The organism is Vibrio sp. 10N.222.52.B7 (assembly GCF_041474275.1).
Lineage (GTDB): Bacteria > Pseudomonadota > Gammaproteobacteria > Enterobacterales > Vibrionaceae > Vibrio > Vibrio crassostreae_C.
Genome location: NZ_JBFRTU010000351.1, coordinates 1 through 264 on the forward strand (window position 1 = coordinate 1; position 264 = coordinate 264).

Annotated in this window: 1 protein-coding gene; it reads left to right on the forward strand. The window is 38.6% G+C overall.

Translation table 11 applies throughout. From position 1 onward, the window contains the following. Positions 1–264, forward strand: a 264-nt coding sequence (locus AB4512_RS23170) for a LysR substrate-binding domain-containing protein (protein WP_372175866.1), incomplete at its 5' end; no start/stop codon positions are given.

Sequence of the window (264 nt, forward strand, 5' to 3'; positions counted from 1 at the left end):
ATGCGAGCAGGTCTTACCTATGATCCTGAAATTAGTGCGTCACACACTTCAACATTGCTTGGTATGATCGATAGCGGTTTAGGTTCTGCTATTTTATCCTCAACCATCGCTTCATTACATGCTCATGAGAACTTGAGATTTATCCCAATAGTAAAACCAATTCAATATCGTTCAATTGGGCTAATTACAAGAAAAGAAACTCACCGACAGATCATCGATGAGTTTAATCTAATGCTCAGAAAGCAAGTCAGTCTCAAACTGTAG